This window comes from Streptomyces hilarionis (genome assembly GCF_024539675.1).
Classification (GTDB): domain Bacteria; phylum Actinomycetota; class Actinomycetes; order Streptomycetales; family Streptomycetaceae; genus Streptomyces; species Streptomyces hilarionis.
The window spans coordinates 1-7,027 of sequence record NZ_JAHHIT010000261.1 but is presented as its reverse complement, the minus strand read 5'-3'; the positions used below and the strand labels follow the sequence as shown (position 1 = coordinate 7,027).

General features: G+C 71.9%; 7 protein-coding genes. 4 read left to right on the top strand and 3 right to left on the bottom strand.

Features of this window, described 5'->3' with window-relative positions; genetic code table 11:
- Positions 1-28 precede the first annotated feature (28 nt).
- From ectB to thpD, 3 genes are read left to right on the top strand one after another with little or no spacing between them, the layout of a single operon-like run.
- Positions 29-1,300: a diaminobutyrate--2-oxoglutarate transaminase gene (gene ectB / locus KMS84_RS37025; RefSeq protein ID WP_256920943.1), complete on the top strand. Its 1,272-nt coding sequence runs from the start codon at positions 29-31 to the stop codon at positions 1,298-1,300.
- Positions 1,301-1,358: 58 nt separating this feature from the next.
- Positions 1,359-1,763, top strand: coding sequence for an ectoine synthase (locus KMS84_RS37020; protein ID WP_256912154.1), 405 nt, complete (start codon positions 1,359-1,361; stop codon positions 1,761-1,763).
- A 5-nt stretch (positions 1,764-1,768) separates the two neighbouring features.
- Positions 1,769-2,656 (top strand): ectoine hydroxylase, encoded by an 888-nt coding sequence (gene thpD / locus KMS84_RS37015; protein WP_256920942.1) that lies wholly within the window; start codon positions 1,769-1,771, stop codon positions 2,654-2,656.
- A 49-nt stretch (positions 2,657-2,705) separates the two neighbouring features.
- Here the strand turns inward: thpD and KMS84_RS37010 are convergent, their stop codons facing one another.
- The 3 genes from KMS84_RS37010 to KMS84_RS37000 form a co-directional block, all read right to left on the bottom strand.
- Complete coding sequence (locus tag KMS84_RS37010) at positions 2,706-3,758, bottom strand: aminotransferase class V-fold PLP-dependent enzyme (RefSeq protein WP_256920940.1); 1,053 nt, start codon at positions 3,756-3,758, stop codon at positions 2,706-2,708.
- A gap of 106 nt (positions 3,759-3,864) precedes the next feature.
- Positions 3,865-4,581, bottom strand: a complete 717-nt coding sequence (locus tag KMS84_RS37005; protein WP_256920939.1) for a DsbA family oxidoreductase — start codon at positions 4,579-4,581, stop codon at positions 3,865-3,867.
- A 77-nt stretch (positions 4,582-4,658) separates the two neighbouring features.
- Complete coding sequence (locus KMS84_RS37000) at positions 4,659-5,162, bottom strand: GNAT family N-acetyltransferase (protein WP_256920941.1); 504 nt, start codon at positions 5,160-5,162, stop codon at positions 4,659-4,661.
- A gap of 340 nt (positions 5,163-5,502) precedes the next feature.
- Between KMS84_RS37000 and KMS84_RS36995 the strand changes: the two genes are divergently transcribed.
- Positions 5,503-6,918: a family 2B encapsulin nanocompartment shell protein gene (locus KMS84_RS36995; RefSeq protein ID WP_256920938.1), complete on the top strand. Its 1,416-nt coding sequence runs from the start codon at positions 5,503-5,505 to the stop codon at positions 6,916-6,918.
- Positions 6,919-7,027 lie beyond the last annotated feature (109 nt).

The window sequence follows — 7,027 nt, the reverse complement described above, 5'->3', positions numbered from 1 at the left end:
GCCCCCACACCCCCAGGAGCTTTCCGTCGTGACCATCACCCAGCCCGACCTGAGCGTGTTCGAGACCCTCGAGTCCGAGGTGCGCAGCTACTGCCGCAGCTGGCCCGCCGTCTTCGACCGCGCCCAGGGCAGCGTCATGTTCGACGAGGACGGTCACCGCTACCTCGACTTCTTCGCCGGCGCCGGGTCCCTCAACTACGGGCACAACAACCCGGTGCTGAAACGGGCGCTGATCGACTACCTGATGCGGGACGGCGTCACCCACGGGCTCGACATGTCGACCGTGGCCAAACGGACGTTCCTGCAGACCTTCCAGGATCTGGTGCTGCGCCCGCGCGACCTGCCCTACAAGGTCATGTTCCCGGGCCCGACCGGCACCAACGCCGTGGAGTCCGCGCTCAAGCTGGCGCGCAAGGTGAAGGGCCGCGAGGCCATCGTGTCGTTCACCAACGCCTTCCACGGCATGTCCCTCGGCTCGCTCGCGGTCACCGGCAACGCCTTCAAGCGGGCCGGCGCCGGCGTCCCGCTCGTGCACGGCACGCCCATGCCGTTCGACAACTACTTCGACGGCCAGGTTCCCGACTTCCTGTGGTTCGAGCGGCTGCTGGAGGACCAGGGGTCCGGGCTGAACAAGCCGGCGGCCGTCATCGTGGAGACCGTGCAGGGCGAGGGCGGCATCAACGCCGCCCGTCCGGAGTGGCTGCGGGCGCTCAAGGAGCTGTGCGAGCGGCAGGACATGCTGCTGATCGTGGACGACATCCAGATGGGATGCGGACGCACCGGCGCCTTCTTCTCCTTCGAGGAGGCCGGCATCGTCCCGGACATCGTGACCGTGTCCAAGTCCATCAGCGGCTACGGGCTGCCCATGTCGCTGTGCCTGTTCAAGCCCGAGCTGGACGTGTGGGAGCCGGGTGAGCACAACGGCACCTTCCGCGGCAACAACCCGGCCTTCGTCACCGCGACCGCCGCCCTGGAGACCTACTGGGCCGACGGGTCCGCGATGGAGAAGCAGACCCGCACGCGCGGCGAGCAGGTCGAGCAGGGGCTGATCTCGATCACCGAGGAGAACCTCGCCGACGTCAAGGAGTACCGGGGCCGCGGCCTGGTGTGGGGCCTGGAGTTCCACGAGAAGGCGCGGGCCGGCCGGGTGGCGAAGCGGGCCTTCGAACTCGGGCTGCTGATCGAGACGTCCGGCCCCGAGAGCGAGGTCGTCAAACTGCTGCCGGCCCTGACCGTCTCCCCCGAGGAACTGGACGAGGGCCTGAGCATCCTCGCCCGCGCCGTGCGCGAGACCCTCTGACGCCCGTACGGCGCGTCACCCACCCCCACGTCACCTATCCAGGAGGCATCGCACCACCGTGATCGTCCGTTCGTTCAAGGAAATCGAAGGCACCGACCGCCATGTGCGGGCGGCGTCCGGCACCTGGGAGAGCAAGCGCATCGTCCTGGCCCGGGAACGGGTCGGATTCTCGCTGCACGAAACGATTCTGTACGCGGGCACCGAGACGTCGATGCACTACGCCAACCACGTCGAGGCCGTCGTCTGCGTCGAGGGCGAGGCCGAGCTGACCGACCACGAGACCGGGCTGACGCACACCATCACGCCCGGAACCATGTACCTCCTCGACGGGCACGAGCGGCACACGCTGCGCGTCAAGGAGGACTTCCGCTGTCTGTGCGTGTTCAACCCGCCCGTGACCGGCCGGGAGGACCACGACGAGAACGGCGTCTACCCGCTGCTGACCGAGCCCGAGGAGGTGTGAGCATCGTGACCACGCCGACCGATCTCTACCCGACCCGTGGCACCGCCGAGGTGTCCGTCCCCCGCAAGGACCCCGTCGTCTGGGGCTCCCCCGACGCTCCCGGACCGATCCCGGCCACCGGTCTCCAGAGCTATGAGCGCGACGGTTTCCTCGCCGTCGACCAGCTGATCAGCGACGACGAGGTCACCGTGTGCCGGCGGGAGCTGGAGAGGCTCGTCGCCGACCCGGAGATCCGGGCCGACGAGCGGTCGATCGTCGAGCCGCAGTCCAAGGAGATCCGCTCCGTCTTCGAGGTGCACAAGCTCAGCCCGGTGTTCGCCGCGCTGGTGCGCGACGAGCGGGTCGTCGGACGGGCGCGCCAGATCCTCGGCTCGGACGTCTACGTCCACCAGTCGCGGATCAACGTCAAGCCCGGCTTCGGGGCCGGCGGCTTCTACTGGCACTCCGACTTCGAGACCTGGCACGCCGAGGACGGTCTGCCGAACATGCGGACGGTGTCCGTCTCGATCGCGCTGACCGAGAACCTCGACACCAACGGCGGCCTGATGATCATGCCGGGCTCGCACCGGACGTTCCTCGGCTGCGCGGGCGCCACGCCGAAGGACAACTACAAGAAGTCGCTGCAGATGCAGGACGCGGGCACGCCCTCGGACGAGGCGCTCACCGCGATGGCCGGCGACTACGGCATCAAGCTGTTCACGGGCAAGGCCGGTTCGGCGACCTGGTTCGACTGCAACGCGATGCACGGGTCCGGCGACAACATCACGCCCTTCCCGCGCAGCAACGTCTTCATCGTGTTCAACAGTGTGGAGAACACGGCCGTGGAGCCGTTCGCCGCGCCGATCCGCCGCCCCGAGTTCATCGGCGCCCGGGACTTCACGCCGGTGATCTGACCGCCGGCGCGCGCGTCCCGCCGCGGGCCTCGTCGGGTCCGCCCCCTCCTCAGCCCGACAGGACGTCCAGCAGCCGGTCGACGTCGGCGGGCGTGTTGTACAGGTGGAAGGCGGCGCGCAGGTTGCCGGAGCGGTCGGAGACCTGGACGCCCGCCGCGGCCAACTCGCCCTGTCGGGAGCCGAGTCGGGGCACGGAGACGATCGGGGAACCGGGTGCGGGCAGCGGCTCGCGGCCGAGGGCCGCCAGTCCCGCGCGGAAGCGGTCGGCGAGGGCGAGGTCGTGGGCGCCGATCGCCGCCACGCCGAGTTCCTCGATCAGTTCGAGCGAGCGGCGCAGCCCGGCGTAGCTGAACAGGGCGGGCGTCAGGTCGAACCGGCGTGCGGAGCGGGCGAGTTCGCTCACCGGCCCGTAGCAGCTGTCCCAGGGCCGCTCGCCCGCGACCCATCCCGCGAGGATCGGCGACAGCCCGCCGAAGTCCTCCGGGACAACGAGGAAGGCCGCGCCGTGCGGGCCGAGCAGCCACTTGAAGGAGACGGCGGCGGAGAAGTCGTGGGCGTCGGCGTCCGTCGACAGCCAGCCCGCGGCCTGGGAGAAGTCGACGTAGGTGCGGGCGCCGTGCGCCCGGGCCGCCGCGCGCAGGGCGGGCAGGTCGGCCACGCGCCCGTCGGCGGACTGGGCGGCGCTGACGGCGACCAGGGCGGTGCCGGGACGGACGGACTCGGCGATCCGCTCCAACGGGACGGCGCGGACCTTGAGGTCGCCGCGGACGTGGAACGGGTTGAGCACCGAGGTGAAGTCGTCCTCGGCGGTGAGCACTTCCGCGCCCGCGGGCAGCGAGGCGGCGATCAGACCGGTGTGCGCGGCGACCGAGGCGCCCAGCGCCACCCGGTCGACGGGCACGCCGGCCAGCCGGGCGTACGCGGTCCGGCAGGCCTCGACGTCCTCGTACAGCGGCGTCAGGGGCCTGCCCTCGGCCCGCAGCAGCGCCGCCTCGTGCAGGGCGGCGACCGTGCGGGCGGGGAGCAGGCCGTTGCTGGCGGTGTTCAGATAGGTGGTCTTCGGGGTGAACTCGGCCCGGACGAGGCTCTCGAAGGTGTCCATCCCCCCACTGTGGGCCCCGCCGAACCCCCCGTCCATTGCCGATTTTTGCGCGATGTTCCTAAGCAGCGCTTATAGATCGGCTCTGAGCTGGGGATTCACCGCCGGTTCACTGCTGGGGGACCGCGCACCCGTCCGGGCCGCAGGCCTGCGCGTCGCCGTCGTCGATCAGCCGCAGCGGTGAGCGGTCGCCCCACGCCCGGGTCAGCGCCTGGGTGAAGACCTCGGCCGGCTGGGCGCCGGAGACGCCGTAGGCGCGGTCGAGGACGAAGAAGGGCACGCCGTTCGCGCCGAGCTCGGCGGCCTCGCGCTCGTCGGCGCGCACCTCGTCGGCGTAGGCGGCCGGGTCGGCGAGGACCGCCCGGGCGGCGTCGGCGTCCAGTCCCGCCTCGGCCGCCAGCTCCACGAGGCGCTCCGCGCCCTCGGTGAACAGCGACCGCTCCTCGGCGAAGTTCGCCCGGTACAGGATCTGGATCAGCTCGTCCTGACGGCCGCGCTCCTTGGCGAAGTGCAGCAGGCGGTGCATGTCGAAGGTGTTGCCGTGGTCACGGTCGCGGGTGCGGTAGTCGAGGCCCTCGGCGGCGGCCTGCGCGCCCAGGTTGTCCTCGCCGGCCTGCGCCTGCGCCGGGCTCATGCCGTACTTCTTCGTCAGCATCGCCAGCACCGGCTGGACGTCGCCCTTGGCGCGGCCCGGGTCCAGCTCGAAGGAACGGTGCACCACCTCGACCTGGTCGCGGTGCGGGAAGGCCGCCAGCGCCTTCTCGAAGCGGGCCTTGCCCACGTAGCACCAGGGGCAGGCGATGTCGCTCCAGATCTCGACGCGCATGTCTCGGCTCTCTCCAGGTCGTACCGGTGACGCGGAGAATCCCTCCGCCCGGTGGATGAACCTTCAAGCAGCTCGTTTCATTCCCCGGGCACCGAGTACCTCAGCCAGAGGTGGTGGTCGCCCTCGGCGGGCGGGTCCCCCGGATCCGCGCACCAGCCCTGCCGGGCGTAGAACGCCCGGGCCCGCCGGTTGTCGACGTGCACGTCGAGCACGGCGGTGCGCCGGCCGTCGGCCCGCCACTGCTCGACGCAGGCCGTGTGCAGGGCGGTGCCGATGCCCGTCCGCCAGTGGTCGGGGTCGACGTGGAACTGGAACAGCTTGACCGTGTGGGCGGGCGCTCCCTCCGGCGTGCGGAAGGAGGCGAGGCCCACGATGCGCCCCTGTTCGACGACGCACAGCACCTGGCCGTCGGGCCGCTCGATGGCCGCGCGCCAGGCGCCGGGCCAGTCGGCGCCGTCCTGCGGGAGCCCGTCGGGGTAGTACGTCGCGCGGGCGCGGGCGTGCAGGGCCACCACGCTGTCGACCTCGGCGGGTACGGCGGTGCGGATCACCCGGCGTCCCGTGACGCGTTCTCCGATCATGCAGGACAGGACGTACCGGCCGGCCGCCCGGTTCCGCCCCGTGCCGGCCGGCGGGCCGGAGCGCGCGGTGCCGGGGCGCGCGACACCGGGGCCCGCCGTGCCGGGACGCGCACGGGACGCGGTGATCACGGTCGGCGGGCCGATAAACCGCATTCAACCGATTGTCACCGCTTCGGGGTAAGCATCCCGTCTCCCTGGTGGTCGCGGCCGGTCCAGCGGCTAGCTTGCTGCTGGCGGACGGATTCCCGTGATCCCTCCCCCTTCGCCCACTCCTCCCCGTCTCCCGGTCGGCGCACCCGTGTGCGCCGGACGACCCGTCGTGCAAGGAGCAAGCCCGCCGATGTCCGTCGACAGCGTCCCGGAAGCCACGACCCCGCCCGCCGCCCCGCAGCAGTCGCTGAGCACCGCCGCCGCCCGCACCCTGGCCACCGTCACCAAGTCCGCCCCGCAGATGCAGGAGATCACCTCCCGCTGGCTGCTGCGGATGCTGCCCTGGGTCGAGGCCCGGGGCGGCGCGTACCGGGTCAACCGGCGGCTGCGCCACACCCTCGGCGACGGACGCATCGAGTTCGTCCAGGAGGGCGGCACGGTCCGGGTGATCCCGCGGGAGCTCGGCGAACTCGCCCTGCTGCGCGGGTTCGACGACGTGGACGTCCTCACCGCCCTCGCCGACCGCTGCACGCAGCGCGACTTCACGACGGGCGACGTCCTCGTCGAGCGCGGCAGCCCCGCGGACCGGATCCACCTGATCGCCCACGGCCGGGTCAGCCGGACCTCCGTGGGCGCGTACGGCTCGGAGGTCGCCGTCGCGGTGCTCGCGGGCGGCGAGCACTTCGGCGAGCACGCGCTGTCGGACCCCGACGCCCGGCACGACAGCACGATCACCGCCGAGACCTGCGGCACCCTGCTCACCCTCTCGCGCGACGACTTCGCCGCCGTGCAGTCCCGCGCGCCCGGCCTCCGGGCCCACGTCGACGCCTTCGGCTGCCGCGCGCGGCGACGGCAGAACAAACACGGCGAGGCCGAGATCGCCCTGTCGGCCGGTCACGTCGGCGAGGCGGACCTGCCGGGCACCTTCGTCGACTACGAGCTGAAGCCCCGCGAGTACGAGCTCTCCGTCGCCCAGACCGTGCTGCGGGTCCACACCCGGGTCGCCGACCTCTACAACGGGCCGATGGACCAGAGCCGGGAGCAGCTCCGGCTCACCGTCGAGGCCCTGCGCGAGCGTCAGGAACACGAGCTGATCAACAACCGCGCGTTCGGGCTGCTGCACAACGCCGACTTCAAGCAGCGCATCCAGCCCCGCCTCGGGCCGCCGACCCCGGACGACATGGACGAACTGCTCTGCCGCCGGCGCGGCACGAAGATGTTCCTCGCCCACCCGCGGACCATCGCCGCCATCGGACGCGGCCTCAGCGCCTGCGGTCTGTACCCCGACCACGTGGACCTCGACGGCCAGACGGTGCCCGCCTGGCGCGGGGTGCCCATCCTGCCCTGCAACAAGATCCCGATCAGCCGGGAGCAGACCAGTTCCATCATCGCGATGCGCACCGGCGAGACGAACCAGGGCGTCATCGGCCTGCGGCAGACAGGGCTGCCGGACGAGTACGAGCCCGGGCTCTCGGTGCGGTTCATGGGCATCAACGCACAGGCGGTCACCTCCTACCTGGTCAGCACCTACTACTCCGCCGCGGTGCTGCTGCCCGACGCCCTCGGCGTGCTGGAGAACGTGCAGATCGCCCCCGGACCGCGCTGACGCACCGGCCCGCCGAGGGCCACGCCGGACACCCGCCCCACCGAGGTCCACGCCCGGCACCCGGCCCGTCGCGGCGGACGTCCGGACAGGTCCACGCCCGTCCCGCCCC